The following is a 12,698-nucleotide window of genomic DNA, read 5'->3' as shown; positions in this document are numbered from 1 at the left end:
TGGGGCGGAGCTGGTCTCCTTCCGGTCTTTCGATGAACAATCGCAGGCAGCGTACTTGCCACTTGTGAAATCTAAAGATTCACACAGCATAGTTCTGACTGATCGATCAGACCCGGACTATCAATCCGGGAACCATAAACGGAACGAGGCCCGATAAAATACTGGGCGAAACAAGCTTCCTCACCGGGTTTCACAGCCCGGTCTCATCCTCCGTATGGGCGGCGCCGCCACATTACCAACCGGCATCACCATTATGCGTTAAGCAGCAGACAACCGGGCAGGGCAGGAGCTTTGCACCGGCAAAAACTGCGACTTTGTGCCGGCTGACACCCGGGGAAGCCCCTGTCATAATGACATTGATACAGGAGAGCCCCATGCCCCCATTGATCCGCCTTTACATCCGCAATGTTCTGATTGGCTTTGGCCTGTCGGCGGCATTCGTGACCGCGTTGCTCTGGTTCAACGTGGCGAACCTCTGGCATCTTGTTTCCACCTCGGACATGGGCCTTGTCGCGGTGATCATGCTTTTTATGTTCAATGGTATTGTCTTTGCTGGCGTGCAGGCCGCGATTGCGATCATGCGGCTGGGGGATAAGGAAAATCCGCCAACCCGTGGCAAAACGCAGCGCGTGTTTAATAAGGCAGCACCAGTGAAAGTCACAGAGCAGCGTTAAGCTGGTTTTACGGCCCGCAGATGTGTCGGGCATAAGCTGCCAAGACGTGCGGCTTCGGCCAGATGACGGCGGATCTGCAGCCAGTCCTGCATGATCTCAGTGCCGACTTCACGCACCAGATCATCGTATAGTTCTTCCTCAACCTTCTTCACCTCACGCGCGGCCAGATCCGCGTACCAGGCGTTGCGATCGAGGGTTGTTACGGCCTCAAATCCGCATTCGCGCAGGATATCAGCAGTCTGGCTTGCGGTCGCCATGCGGAAATCAAGATAGCCCCGGGCGTTGAACTCCGCCATCACCCGGGCGGCTTCCGCGCCTTCGCCCATCAGCCAGTCACTGGCGGCAAAGACACCACCCGGGCGCAGCACCCGCAGAATTTCGCCATACATCGCGGCTTTGTCGGGCACATGGATCAGGCTGTCTTTGGAAAAGATCACGTCAAAAGAGGCGTCCTCAAACGGCAGTGGTCCGGGATCTGTCAGGATCAGGGTGATCTGATCCCTATGGTCTGAAGCCTGACGCGTGGCTTCGGCATGGGGCAGAAGTTGTGGTTCGATATCCGTACCCGTCACTTGTGCGCCAAGCGACGCAAGAACTGCTGCGGGGCCGCCGGTGCCAAAGCCGATATCAAGCAGAGATTTCCCAGCCAGATCCAGCCCATCAACAATGCGTTTCACTTCCTCTGGTCCACCTGGTGACAGAAAACCACGCCCCCAGACCGCCTGAAGTCGGGTGATGAAATGATCCGGATACTGAATGCCGGCGCCTGCCATATTGGAATCCTCCCGCGCGCAGCCTGCGGTGGTCAGGTCAGGAAAGCAAGGAAAAGTGGCGGGCCCGCAAACGCAGCCGTGTGGGTGTGTGAATTCCCGAGGACCTGTATGTACAGGTGGGCGCCAGGTAAGTGGACCAGGGTCCGCACAGAGCCAGCTCCCTCGAAAAAGCTTAAGGCCACTGGAATTGAACCCGTTCACGAGAAGGGCAGAACCCGCCACGAACAGATATAGGGTGTGAATGGCGGGTGGACAAGGGGTTGATCTGAGAGAGGGCGCGGGCAAGTTCACCGGAAAACCGGAAAACCGGAAAACCGGAAAACCGGAAAACCGGAAAACCGGAATTCCCATAAGCACGTAAGCCGGACGCGCAAAGCGTAAGAGGTTATTGCGCCACAGCCTGCCCACAGGCCACGCCTGATGCCCAGGCCCATTGAAAATTGAACCCGCCCAACCAGCCGGTGACATCCACGACCTCACCTATGAAATACAATCCTGGTACGGATTTCGCTTCCATGGTTTTGGATGACAATTCATCCGTATTTACGCCACCTAAGGTGACCTCGGCTGTGCGGTAACCTTCTGTGCCGGAAGGAGTGACCTTCCAGTTGCGCAATTTTGCCGTCAGCTCATCAATTGCCTGATCGGATTGATCCGCCAGATTGCCGTCAGGGGCGAATTCTTCTGCAAGCAAGGCTGCAAGGCGTTTGGGGAAATATTCGGACAAAGCCCGGGTCATGCCGATGCCACCTTTGGCCTGCCGTTGGGCCTTCAGGGCTGCCGGAAGATCTGTGTCCGGCAGAAGCGACAGTGATATAGGTGCAGCTTCTTCCCAGTAGGAGGAGGCCTGCAGCACTGCCGGGCCGGAGAGGCCGCGATGGGTGAAAAGCAAAGCCTCATCAAACCCGGTGCCACCAGCCGTCACACGGGCAGGTAGTGCAACCCCGGCAATGGATTTCAGCTTCTCCAGAAGGGCACCCTGAAAGGTGAAAGGCACAAGTCCTGCACGTGTTGGCACAATCCGCAGGTCAAATTGTTGCGCAATCTCATAGCCAAAGCCGGTTGCACCCATCTTCGGAATGGATTTCCCACCACAGGCGACCACAAGCTTCGCACAGGTCAGAACCCGCCCGTTTGCCGTCACACGAAACCCGTCACGGGCCTTCTCAATCCGGCTGATTTCGGACTTCAGGGAAAGTTCAGCGCCACCGGTCTCCATCTCAGTCAACAACATCGCAATGATGTCTTTCGCGGAATTGTCACAGAACAGCTGCCCCAGGGTTTTCTCATGCCACTGAATTCCGTGACGATCGACCATCTCGACAAAATCCCAGGGGCCAAAGCGCGACAGGGCGGATTTGCAGAAATGCGGGTTTTGCGAGAGGAAATTTTCAGGCCCCGCATACATATTTGTAAAGTTGCAGCGCCCGCCGCCGGAAATGCGGATTTTGTCGCCCGCGGCCTTCGCATGATCCACGACCAACACCCGCGCGCCACGCTGTCCGGCCACCGCAGCAGCCATCATACCGGCGGCACCCGCGCCTATGATAATTACGTCATAATCCATGCCCTCTCTGATCATGGGCGGCGGAATTGTGCAAGGGGGCAGGCGCGGGCTGGTCAGAAGGACATAAACGCGCTAGAATAAAAGTCAGACCCGGAAAACCGGGCAGGACTGAGCAGTCATTCACAAGAAAAACACCGGTTTTCAATCGGTGAATAAGGTGTAAGGCCCTGATTTTGGGCGTGTTCTGAGGCAAAAAGGCAGTTTCCATGACAGAGATGGTGTATGGTTCCGTTCCCGTAACCCGAGGTGAGCCGGTCTTGCCGCGCTGGTGGCGCACGATTGATAAATGGACACTGGCAAGCGTTCTGATCCTGTTCGGGATCGGAATTTTCCTGGGTCTTGCGGCTTCTCCACCGCTTGCAGCGAAAAACGGATTTGCGGCTTTTCACTATGTCGAACGGCAGGCGATCTTTGGTGGTATGGCTCTGACAGTGATGTTGCTGACATCCATGATGTCGCCATCGCTTGTGCGCCGTCTGGGCGTTCTTGGCTTTATCTGCGCCTTTATTGCACTCGCACTGTTGCCGGTTCTGGGCACGGATTTCGGCAAAGGAGCGACCCGTTGGTATTCCCTTGGTTTTGCCTCTGTGCAGCCTTCTGAATTCCTGAAACCGGGCTTTGTAATTATCGCAGCCTGGCTGATGGCCGCCAGCCAGGAAATCAACGGACCGCCCGGCAAAACCATGTCATTTTTCCTGACGGTGGTGATCTGCATGTTCCTTGCGATGCAGCCGGACTTTGGCCAGGCCTGCCTTGTGCTGTTCGGCTGGGGCGTGATGTATTTTGTCGCCGGTGCGCCCTTCATGCTGCTGGCCGTTATGGCCGGGTTTGTGATTGTCGCTGGCGTTGTTGCCTACAACAGTTCCGAACACTTCGCCCGCCGGATTGATGGTTTCATGAGCGCGGATGTCGACCCCACAACACAGATGGGTTACGCAACCGATGCGATCCGCGAAGGCGGGCTGTTTGGCGTGGGTCTTGGCGAAGGTCAGGTCAAATGGTGGCTGCCGGATGCGCATACCGATTTCATTATCGCAGTTGCTGCGGAAGAATATGGCCTGGTGCTGGTTGTGATTATCATCGCGCTTTTTGCGCTGATCACTCTGCGGTCCCTCGTGCGTCTGGTGCGTGAACGTGATCTTTTCATCCGCCTCGCGGGCACTGGTCTGGCCTGTATGTTTGGCGTACAGGCCTTCGTGAATATGGGCGTTGCCGCGCGTATCCTGCCGGCCAAAGGCATGACCCTGCCATTCGTCAGCTATGGGGGTTCTTCCCTGATCGCAGGCGGCATTGCCCTTGGCATGCTTCTGGCCTTCACCCGCGAACGTCCGCAGGGCGCGCTGGGGGATCACTTCCGCCGTGCAGGCCATTTCAGCACCCATCCGGTGCACAACCGAGGCTGATAGAATGAACAAAGCACCCTTAATGATTATCGCTGCCGGTGGCACCGGCGGCCATATGTTCCCGGCCCAGGCCCTGGCAGAAGCGATGCTGCGCAAGGGCTGGCGGGTGAAGCTGTCCACGGATGCGCGTGGTGCGCGCTATACCGGTGGCTTTCCTCATGTGGTTGAGATTGAGGAAATCTCATCCGCCACTTTTGCACGCGGCGGTAAGCTCGCGAAACTGGCGGTGCCATTTAAGATTCTTGGTGGAATTCTGTCGATGACCCGGCGCATGATGCGCGATAAACCTGATGTAGTTGTCGGGTTTGGTGGCTATCCTGCGATCCCTGCGGTGTCCGCCGCCTGGCTTTTGCGCCGTCCGCGCATGATCCATGAACAGAACGGCGTGCTGGGCCGCGTGAATAAGATCTTTGCGAAACGCGTCGATCAGGTTGCCTGCGGCACCTGGCCCACCGATCTGCCTGCCGGTGTTGAAGGCGTGCATACGGGTAACCCTGTGCGGGGCGCTGTATTGGAAAAAGCCGGTGCGCCTTATATCCCGCCAGGTGACTACCCGATGGATATTCTGGTGATTGGCGGATCGCAAGGCGCACGCATTCTGTCGGATGTTGTGCCAGAGGCGATTGCCAGCCTGCCGGATCATATCCGTCAGCATGTGAATGTCTCACATCAGGCGAGGGGCGAAGATGAAGAACGTGTGCGCGCCTATTACGATCAGGCGGGTATCCGCGCCGACGTGCAGCCTTTCTTTGAAGATGTGCCGCGCCGCATGGGCGAAGCACAGCTGGTAATCAGCCGTTCCGGTGCGTCCAGCGTTGCAGATATCAGCGTGATTGGCCGCCCATCAATCCTCATCCCTTTTGCCGCGGCAACCGGCGATCATCAGGCCGCGAATGCCCGTGGCCTTGTGGATGCGGACGCCGCCGTGCTGATCCCGGAATCCCTGCTTGATTCCACGACCCTCAGCGGGCATATCACGGCAATTCTGGAAAACCCCGATGCCGCTATTCATATGGCACATTCCGCATTGGATCAGGGCCGCCCGGATGCCACAGAGGCGCTTGTCGCGCTTGTTGATCAGTTAATCGCCATGTCAGGCGCAGATAGTTAAGAAAGAAGTCATATGAACGCCGCAGCCACCAAGCTCCCCACTGAAATTGGCCCAATCCATTTTGCCGGTATCGGGGGCATTGGGATGTCGGGCATCGCCGAGGTGCTGCTGGAACATGGCTATACGGTGCAGGGGTCTGACCTGAAGGCGTCAAAGATCACCGCCCGTCTGGAACGTCTTGGCGCAACAGTCTTTGTTGGCCAGAAGGCGGAAAACCTGGATGGCGCTGCGGTTGTGGTGATCTCATCCGCGATCAAACCGGGCAACCCGGAACTGGACGAAGCCCGCCGCCGTGGCCTGCCTGTTGTGCGCCGGGCCGAAATGTTGGCGGAACTGATGCGCCTGCGGTCCAACATTGCAGTTGCAGGCACACATGGCAAAACCACGACCACCACAATGGTTGCGGAACTGCTGGTCAACGGCGGGATTGACCCGACCGTGATCAACGGCGGGATCATTCATGCCTACGGTTCAAATGCGCGTATGGGCAAGGGCGACTGGATGGTGGTTGAGGCCGATGAGAGTGATGGCACTTTCAACCGTCTGCCGGCGACCATCGCGATCATCACCAATATCGACCCGGAACATATGGAACATTGGGGCGACTTTGACACCCTGCGTCAGGGCTTCCGTGATTTTGTGGAAAACATCCCGTTTTATGGTATCGCGGTCTGCTGCACGGATCATCCCGAGGTTCAGTCCCTTGTCGGTAAGATCACAGATCGCCGCGTGGTCAGCTTTGGTTTCAACCCGCAGGCCGATGTGCGTGCAGTGAACCTTGTCTGGAAAGCCGGTGTTGCGCATTTTGATATTGAGCTGAACGCAGAGGGCACCGTGATCGAAGGTTGCACCCTTCCGATGCCCGGTGATCACAATGTGTCTAACGCACTGTCGGCTGTCGCGGTGTCCCGTCACCTTGGTATGAAACGCGATGAGATCCGTCAGGCGCTTGCGGAATTTGGCGGGGTGAACCGCCGCTTTACCCGTGTGGGTGACATTGATGGCGTGACCGTGATTGATGACTATGGCCACCATCCGGTTGAAATTAACGCGGTTCTGAAAGCGGCCCGCAATGCGGTGTCTGAAGGCGGGCGTGTTCTGGCTGTGCATCAGCCGCACCGCTATTCCCGTTTGCATGACCTGTTTGAAGATTTCTGCACCTGTTTCAACGATGCAGACATTGTGGGCATCACCAATATCTTTGCCGCGGGCGAGGAACCAATTGAAGGCGCGTCCCGCGAAGATCTGGTTGCTGGTCTGACGACCCATGGTCATAAAAATGCCCATGTGGTGGAAGATGAAGCAGGCCTGCTGGACTTCCTGCGCACCCATGGCAAACCGGGCGATATGCTGGTCTGCCTTGGCGCGGGCACGATTTCAACCTGGACCAACGCCCTGCCTGAGAAAGCGAAGGCATAAGACCACAGAGGAGCGCAGAACATGGGAATTGTGATCTATATGCTGGCAGGGATTGCCGGCATCGCAGTTTTCTATCTGCTTGCGCGGGGGTATTCCCTGCGCGTCGCTCTGATCACGTTTGCGATCACCAATCTGGCTGTGATCGCGTTTGCCGGAATGATGGCTGTCACGGAGGATACGGGTTACATCTCACCGGAAGGGCTGTTCATCGTTCTGATGATACTGTTTGGCGGGCCACTGTTTCTGTCCGGAGCGACAGGAATTTTACTGGCCTGGTGGGCCAATCGCAAAGAAGGGAAGTCCCGGACATGAGCCTCTCTCTGATGCTGGCCTGTTTCTGGGCGATTGCGGCAACGATCACGGCACTTTTGCCGATGCGCCTGCAGTTCCCGCCCGGGCTGACGCTTTTGGTGCTGGCACCATTTCTGATCGGCTTTATTGGGTATGAACATGGCGCGCTCCTTGCGCTTGTGGGATGTGCAGGCTTTGTTTCGATGTTCCGTCGTCCGCTGATTTTCTATTTCCGCAAGTGGACAGGGCGCGATGTACAGCGCAGCCTCGGGCCGGAGGATCGCGCATGATCAATCTGTCCCTCGCGCTGGCTTGTGTCTGGATGATTGCCGCCAATCTGCTGGCTATGCTGCCCTCAAAAGACAATTACTGGACCCGCGCCTATTGGCTGATGGGGGTCGGTGTGCCGCTGTTGGGGTTCATCTGCTGGCAAAACGGCCCCTGGCTGACGCTGCTTGTCATGGCGGCGGGCCTGTCGATGCTGCGTTGGCCGGTGGTATATCTGATGCGCTGGCTGCGCCGCAGTTTGCGCGGGCAGGGCTAAGACCGTAATTCTTTCTGGTGTCGCAATGCTGTGGGTGGTTTCTGCAACCGGCCCAGGCTGATCCGCAACCGGCGCAATGCCCGGTGCGATGGTCAGCAAAGCAACCACCCCCGCCCACTGATAGGCCCTGCCGTGGGATGCAGGCAGATACGCGGCACTCAGCAGGGCAGAGGCGGGAATGACAAACAGAAATACGGATAACATAGCCCTTTTGTGAGCCAAAAAGATTACGATTCCCTTAGCGGTTTTTACCTTCGCACGGGTTGCCCTGTCAGGCGTGTTTGTTCAGAGTGCGGATATGATTCAAGCAAAAGATATTAAAGACGCAGATGACCTGAAGGTCTGGCTGGATCAGTTCCCAACTGAGATACAGGAAGAACAAGATCACCTGCGCAGCATTTCCGTACAGATCGCCCACCGCGCCGCCGCGCGGGTGTTACCGCTAGAGATGAATTTTCACTCTACAGCCCGAAAATTTGACAGCATAGCGTTATCGATCTTGAGGTGCTCTTTGATTTCCGGAGCAGTTCGCAATGTGGTGGAGGGGGAAGTCACGTCTGCCGCGACTGCTGCCGTCGCTGTCGTTCGATCTGATATATTTTCGGATGTAGCTTCTTTTGCCGCACTGTCTGTTGTTCGTACAACCGGGGTTGGTGCCTCAGAGGCCGCGTTGGCCGCAGCACGTTTCTCGACCCGTAACTATGACAAGGCTAGCAATGAAGCCATGTTCGCAGATTTTCGTGACGTCGATATCGCTGCTCGCATTGCTTATATTGCCGACGCTGAAATTTTGGATGAAGGTGGCGACTTAACGCGTGTTCCGCTCTGGCATAATAAACGAAACCCTGTGTCGGAGGACTGGTTGACGTTTCGCAACTCTCTGCATAATCCCGCCCGCACAGATGAAACCGCCCGTGGTGTTGATCCAGAGGGCTGGGATTTCTGGATTGATTTTTACGAGGGTCAACTGTCTGGCCACCCTCTTCCCCTTGACCTGATCAAAGAGATCGCGATCAGCAAGGATGTTGACTGGGAAAGTGATGCTAAGATCATTAACCGGGCGATCTACAACATCCGTCAGCGATACGCGCAGGAACGTACGTTTAACGCGGAACATATTGCGCAGAACCCTGAGAGCGGGAAGCTAAACGTCATTCCCGATCACTTTCTACCTGACCTGCGTTTGTCGGATATTCAGGCAAAAATGTTGGAGGCTGCGGAAGCTTTTGATGGGGAGAGCGGGGCGAATGGGCCATATTGCGCTTTAACCGCTGAAGTGGATCTGATCCGCCGGGCAGCGGCCAGGAAAGACCCGCGCCCGATCGGCCTATATGATGCCTGTCGCCGGGCAGCTAAGCGCGCCATGGGGAAAGCTGCGCGCGGGGAATGTCCGCAGGATGATCTGGTTGAGGATTTCGCAGAACAGCTGACAGAAACGGCCTTTGATATTTCCGGCTTTGATGAAGATGTGCGCAGCGTCGTCGCCCATCGTGCAGCGCTGAAGCTGGAAGAGCGTGCGCAGGCGGATCCGGCACTGGCAGCAGAGGTTTTGCCCGGGGCCGCAGTTGAGGTTGAGGCGATTTCAGAAGGTGACCTGCAGGCGGAATTTGTAGAGGACGCGCAAATCGCTTCTGATCCACAGGCTGATGCACAGGCCCGGGGGAACGCGTTGTATCGTCTTGCCAGCCGGATTTTCCGTATCTCGAAATGGGTGGCTTTGGCCGGGGCAGGGGGCATTGCGATCTTATCACAAGTGCCTGGCGCTTTGCGGGCAATTGAGCTAATGGTCGCATCACCCGCGTTTAGGGCGGGGATGCGTTATCTTTTGTCCTTCTTCTGAGGCCCCCATGACCCTGATTTCTGATCTTCCTGATGTGCGCGGTGCGTTGACTGAGAGCCGTGATCTGGCCTCATTGACCTGGATGCGCGTGGGCGGGCCTGCGGATGTTTTGTTTCAGCCCGCGGATCAGGATGATCTTGCGCAGTTCCTGAAGGCCTTGCCTGGGGATGTTCCTGTGTTTCCTATGGGTGTCGGGTCAAACCTGATTGTGCGCGATGGGGGGATTGCCGGGGTTGTGATCCGTCTGGGGCGTGGTTTTAACGGCATTGCTTTTGACGGCGACACTGTGGTTGCCGGGGCGGCGGCGCTGGATGCCCATGTGGCGCGGAAGGCGGCGGATCAGGGGCTTGATCTGACGTTCCTGCGCACGATCCCCGGATCCATTGGTGGCGCAGTGCGAATGAATGCGGGCTGCTATGGGCAGTATCTTGCCGATGTGTTTGCAGGTGCGACTGTGGTGACGCGGGACGGTGAGGTGAAAACTGTCACCGCTGCGGATCTGCAATTCGCCTATCGTCAGACGGAACTGCCCGAGGGCTGGGTTCTGACGGAGGTGCGTCTGAAAGCTTCCGCCGGTGATGCGGGTGCGCTGCACCAGCGGATGGAAGAGCAACTGGCAAGGCGCGATGACACACAGCCGACAAAGGACCGCACGGCAGGGTCAACGTTCCGCAATCCGGCTGGCTTCAGTTCCACCGGCAAGGCCGATGATACCCATGAGCTGAAAGCCTGGAAGGTGATTGAAGACGCAGGCATGCGCGGCGCACGTCTGGGCGGGGCTGAAATGAATGAAAAGCACCCGAATTTCCTGACCAATCGCGATAGCGCCACGGCGGCCGAGCTGGAAGGTCTTGGGGAAGAGGTGCGGAAAAAGGTTTACGAAACCAGCGGTATCACGTTACAATGGGAAATCATGCGCGTAGGGCGGTCACAGGCATAACGGCCACCCTGCAGTGTCACCCGGAAAACCGGGGGCATGTGATCTGAAATATCGGATCAGAGGCGCGAAAATTATAAGCAGGTAAAAATCTGCGGCAGACCATTTGGTCAAAGTGGTAAGGGGCGTTTATGTCGGGCAAGACAGGTCTCCGGGTTGTTGTATTGATGGGTGGCCCTTCGGCTGAACGCGAAGTGTCCCTGTCCTCTGGTCGTGAATGCGCGGCTGCACTCCGGGGTGAAGGATTTGATGTTATTGAACTGGATCCGGGTGCGGAAACCGGGCAGGGGGCTGAACTTGTTGCCCGCCTGACGGAGGCTGCGCCGGATGTGGTCTTTAATGCGCTTCACGGACAATATGGTGAAGATGGTTTGATCCAGGGGCTTCTGGACTGGTTGGGGCTGAAATACACCCATTCCGGCGTGCTGGCCTCTGCGATTGCCATGGATAAAGAACGTTCCAAAGCTGTGTTCCGTGTTGCTGGTCTGCCGGTTGTCGACAGCATTGTTGCCGATGCGGATGACGTGCGTGCCCGCCATGTGATGCCCGCGCCCTATGTGGTGAAGCCTGTGAATGAAGGGTCTTCCGTTGGCATTTACATCGTCAGTGAAGGTGCAAATCAGCCGCCGCAGCTTTCCGAAGATATGCCTGCAAAAGTGATGGTTGAAACCTTCGCACCCGGGCGAGAGCTGACCTGCACGATATTGGGGTCTGAAAACCCGCGTGCGCTGGGAGTGACCGATATTATCACTGATGGCTGGTATGACTATGCGGCGAAATATGAAGTGGGCGGATCACGTCATGTGATCCCTGCGGATGTGCCCGCAGAGATTTATAAAGCCTGTCAGGATTATGCTTTGCGTGCGCATGCGGCGCTGGGGTGTACCGGGGTCAGCCGAACCGATTTTCGCTGGGACGAAACCCGTGGTCTTGATGGTCTGATCATTCTGGAAACCAACAATCAGCCGGGCATGACGCCAACGTCGCTGTCGCCTGAACAGGCGGCCCATGAGGGCATGGATTTCGGTGCCTTCTGTCGTTTCCTTGTGGAGGATGCGCTGTGACGGATTATCGCGTGGAGCCACCGGTTTTTGACCCTTCCCTGCACGGGAAGACGCAACCGCACCAGCCGGAGCGCCCGCTGACCCAGGAAGAAGTCGAAGCTGAAAGCCAGGCACGCATTCAGGCAAGGATTCAAGCCCGTATTCAGGCGCATATTGATACCCATGGCAGTTTGCAGCCCGCACCTGAACCCAGGCAATATGAACGCCGGGCAGATCCGGCACCAAGCCGTATGGCCTATCGCATGCAACGCCTGTCCCTGACGCCGCTTTTTCGCGGTTTTATGCGTTTTGGGGTGCCTGCACTGGCGGCACTTGGGGTTGTTGGCTTTCTGATGAACAACGCGGCTTCGCGTGAAATGATCACGACGCAGGTGAATACGCTGCGCAAAGCCTTTGAGGAACGCCCCGAATTCATGGTGAAGGCCATGGCGATTGACGGGGCGTCTGAAAAGGTTGCGGCTGACATCCGTGTGATCCTGCCAATCGAATTTCCGCTGACCAGCTTTGATCTGGATCTGGAAGAGATGCGCAGGCAGATCGGGGAACTTGATCCCGTTGCCACCGCAAGCCTGCGGGTGCGCGAAGGTGGTATTCTGCAGATTGATGTAACCGAACGTGTTCCGGCGGTCGTCTGGCGCGGGCCGGAAGGTGTGTTCCTGCTGGATGAAACCGGGCATCGCGTGCGCAGCCTTCTGGCGCGGGCTGAACGTCCGGATCTGCCGCTGATCACCGGGGCAGGGGCGGAACTGGCCGTGGAAGAAGCGCGCCGCCTGATGGCTGTGGCGCAACCGCTTGAAAACCGTCTGCGCGGGCTTGTGCGCGTTGGGTCGCGTCGCTGGGATCTGGTGTTTGACCGCAATCAGCGGGTGATGTTGCCAGCGGAAGATCCGGTTTCTGCAATGCGCCGTGTGTTGGCGCTGAACAATGCGCAGGATCTGATGGAACGGGATGTGACCGTGATTGATATGCGCCTGCCTGGCCGCCCGACTTTGCGTCTGGCGCAAGAGGCAAGTGAAGGATTGCAGCGTATTCGGGCGCTGGGAAATGAATAGAATATGATGCCGGGACGTGAGGG

General features: G+C 57.3%; 13 protein-coding genes. 11 read left to right on the top strand and 2 right to left on the bottom strand.

Translation table 11 applies throughout. The features are described 5' to 3' along the window. Nucleotides 1-374: 374 nt before the first annotated feature. Entirely contained in the window at nucleotides 375-674 is a 300-nt protein-coding gene (locus tag H1D41_RS02805; protein ID WP_228847484.1) for a hypothetical protein, read from the top strand. Here H1D41_RS02805 and H1D41_RS02800 read toward each other — a convergent pair. Both H1D41_RS02800 and H1D41_RS02795 read right to left on the bottom strand, forming a co-directional pair. Next, the gene (locus tag H1D41_RS02800) at nucleotides 671-1,447 is read right to left on the bottom strand and encodes a class I SAM-dependent methyltransferase (protein WP_228847483.1); all 777 of its coding nucleotides are present in this window, start codon (nucleotides 1,445-1,447) and stop codon (nucleotides 671-673) included. The two genes, H1D41_RS02805 and H1D41_RS02800, sit on opposite strands and share 4 nt — an antisense overlap. A 385-nt stretch (nucleotides 1,448-1,832) precedes the next feature. Continuing rightward, the gene (locus H1D41_RS02795) at nucleotides 1,833-3,014 is read right to left on the bottom strand and encodes a BaiN/RdsA family NAD(P)/FAD-dependent oxidoreductase (protein ID WP_228847482.1); all 1,182 of its coding nucleotides are present in this window, start codon (nucleotides 3,012-3,014) and stop codon (nucleotides 1,833-1,835) included. Nucleotides 3,015-3,220: 206 nt separating this feature from the next. Here H1D41_RS02795 and H1D41_RS02790 point away from each other — a divergent pair, with 206 nt between their 5' ends. The 10 genes from H1D41_RS02790 (at nucleotide 3,221) to H1D41_RS02745 (ending at nucleotide 12,675) form a co-directional block, all read left to right on the top strand. Next, nucleotides 3,221-4,417, top strand: coding sequence for a peptidoglycan glycosyltransferase FtsW (locus tag H1D41_RS02790; protein ID WP_228847481.1), 1,197 nt, complete (start codon nucleotides 3,221-3,223; stop codon nucleotides 4,415-4,417). Between the two features lie 4 nt (nucleotides 4,418-4,421). Then, nucleotides 4,422-5,528, top strand: coding sequence for a UDP-N-acetylglucosamine--N-acetylmuramyl-(pentapeptide) pyrophosphoryl-undecaprenol N-acetylglucosamine transferase (locus H1D41_RS02785; RefSeq protein WP_228847480.1), 1,107 nt, complete (start codon nucleotides 4,422-4,424; stop codon nucleotides 5,526-5,528). 12 nt (nucleotides 5,529-5,540) lie between these two features. Further along, nucleotides 5,541-6,947, top strand: coding sequence for a UDP-N-acetylmuramate--L-alanine ligase (gene murC / locus H1D41_RS02780; protein ID WP_228847479.1), 1,407 nt, complete (start codon nucleotides 5,541-5,543; stop codon nucleotides 6,945-6,947). A 21-nt stretch (nucleotides 6,948-6,968) separates the two neighbouring features. After that, nucleotides 6,969-7,259: a hypothetical protein gene (locus H1D41_RS02775; RefSeq protein ID WP_228847478.1), complete on the top strand. Its 291-nt coding sequence runs from the start codon at nucleotides 6,969-6,971 to the stop codon at nucleotides 7,257-7,259. Next, nucleotides 7,256-7,528, top strand: a complete 273-nt coding sequence (locus H1D41_RS02770) for a DUF2484 family protein (RefSeq protein WP_228847477.1) — start codon at nucleotides 7,256-7,258, stop codon at nucleotides 7,526-7,528. Before H1D41_RS02775 ends, H1D41_RS02770 begins: the two co-directional genes overlap by 4 nt. Further along, entirely contained in the window at nucleotides 7,528-7,782 is a 255-nt protein-coding gene (locus H1D41_RS02765; RefSeq protein ID WP_107495563.1) for a DUF2484 family protein, read from the top strand. The genes H1D41_RS02770 and H1D41_RS02765 overlap by 1 nt, the downstream gene beginning before the upstream one ends. Before the next feature lie 298 nt (nucleotides 7,783-8,080). Next, nucleotides 8,081-9,622, top strand: coding sequence for a hypothetical protein (locus tag H1D41_RS02760; RefSeq protein WP_228847476.1), 1,542 nt, complete (start codon nucleotides 8,081-8,083; stop codon nucleotides 9,620-9,622). A gap of 7 nt (nucleotides 9,623-9,629) precedes the next feature. Beyond that, complete coding sequence (gene murB / locus H1D41_RS02755) at nucleotides 9,630-10,562, top strand: UDP-N-acetylmuramate dehydrogenase (RefSeq protein ID WP_228847475.1); 933 nt, start codon at nucleotides 9,630-9,632, stop codon at nucleotides 10,560-10,562. 128 nt (nucleotides 10,563-10,690) lie between these two features. After that, nucleotides 10,691-11,623, top strand: a complete 933-nt coding sequence (locus H1D41_RS02750) for a D-alanine--D-alanine ligase (protein ID WP_228847474.1) — start codon at nucleotides 10,691-10,693, stop codon at nucleotides 11,621-11,623. After that, nucleotides 11,620-12,675: a cell division protein FtsQ/DivIB gene (locus tag H1D41_RS02745; RefSeq protein ID WP_228847473.1), complete on the top strand. Its 1,056-nt coding sequence runs from the start codon at nucleotides 11,620-11,622 to the stop codon at nucleotides 12,673-12,675. The genes H1D41_RS02750 and H1D41_RS02745 overlap by 4 nt, the downstream gene beginning before the upstream one ends. Nucleotides 12,676-12,698: the final 23 nt, after the last annotated feature.

This window comes from Halocynthiibacter styelae (assembly GCF_016123485.1).
Classification (GTDB): domain Bacteria; phylum Pseudomonadota; class Alphaproteobacteria; order Rhodobacterales; family Rhodobacteraceae; genus Halocynthiibacter; species Halocynthiibacter styelae.
The sequence above is the reverse complement of the archived record's forward strand: the minus strand, read 5'-3'. Positions and strand labels throughout refer to the sequence as shown.

What these genes read in the sequence shown, in the direction of transcription:
- H1D41_RS02775 (WP_228847478.1), top strand. Translation starts at nt 6,969, where the DNA reads ATGGGAATTGTGATCTATATGCTGGCAGGGATTGCCGGCATCGCAGTT.
- murC (WP_228847479.1), top strand. Translation starts at nt 5,541, where the DNA reads ATGAACGCCGCAGCCACCAAGCTCCCCACTGAAATTGGCCCAATCCAT.
- H1D41_RS02800 (WP_228847483.1), bottom strand. Translation starts at nt 1,447, where the DNA reads ATGGCAGGCGCCGGCATTCAGTATCCGGATCATTTCATCACCCGACTT.
- H1D41_RS02785 (WP_228847480.1), top strand. Translation starts at nt 4,422, where the DNA reads ATGAACAAAGCACCCTTAATGATTATCGCTGCCGGTGGCACCGGCGGC.
- murB (WP_228847475.1), top strand. Translation starts at nt 9,630, where the DNA reads ATGACCCTGATTTCTGATCTTCCTGATGTGCGCGGTGCGTTGACTGAG.
- H1D41_RS02805 (WP_228847484.1), top strand. Translation starts at nt 375, where the DNA reads ATGCCCCCATTGATCCGCCTTTACATCCGCAATGTTCTGATTGGCTTT.
- H1D41_RS02790 (WP_228847481.1), top strand. Translation starts at nt 3,221, where the DNA reads ATGACAGAGATGGTGTATGGTTCCGTTCCCGTAACCCGAGGTGAGCCG.
- H1D41_RS02750 (WP_228847474.1), top strand. Translation starts at nt 10,691, where the DNA reads ATGTCGGGCAAGACAGGTCTCCGGGTTGTTGTATTGATGGGTGGCCCT.
- H1D41_RS02795 (WP_228847482.1), bottom strand. Translation starts at nt 3,014, where the DNA reads ATGGATTATGACGTAATTATCATAGGCGCGGGTGCCGCCGGTATGATG.
- H1D41_RS02760 (WP_228847476.1), top strand. Translation starts at nt 8,081, where the DNA reads ATGATTCAAGCAAAAGATATTAAAGACGCAGATGACCTGAAGGTCTGG.
- H1D41_RS02770 (WP_228847477.1), top strand. Translation starts at nt 7,256, where the DNA reads ATGAGCCTCTCTCTGATGCTGGCCTGTTTCTGGGCGATTGCGGCAACG.